This window comes from Pantoea sp. SIMBA_079, assembly GCF_046940275.1.
Classification (GTDB): domain Bacteria; phylum Pseudomonadota; class Gammaproteobacteria; order Enterobacterales; family Enterobacteriaceae; genus Pantoea; species Pantoea borealis.
On record NZ_JAWRYR010000201.1, the window covers coordinates 1 to 279 of the forward strand.

At 57.7% G+C, this 279-nt stretch carries 1 pseudogene; it reads left to right on the forward strand.

The window, feature by feature from the left end:
• Window positions 1-25: 25 nt before the first annotated feature.
• Window positions 26-279, forward strand: a pseudogene (locus SB719_RS19705) (cytochrome C biogenesis protein); the annotation flags it as partial.

The following is a 279-nucleotide window of genomic DNA, read 5'->3' on the forward strand; positions in this document are numbered from 1 at the left end:
ATTTGCACTCGCACCCGAAAAGGGCATGGTCGAAGGGCTGCTCGATCAGGGCGGTGCCGCGCTGGTGATCGTGGCATTTCTAGCTTTCGGTGTTCTGCTTGCTTTCACGCCGTGCGTATTTCCCATCTATCCGATCCTTGCCGGAACGCTGGCTCGTGAAGGTGAAAAGCTGACGGCAAAGCGCGGCTTCGTGCTTTCAGCCGTCTATGTCGTGAGCTTGGCACTGGGCTTTGCTTTGGTGGGTGCAATTGCTGGCTGGTCGGGGCAGAACCTGCAGAT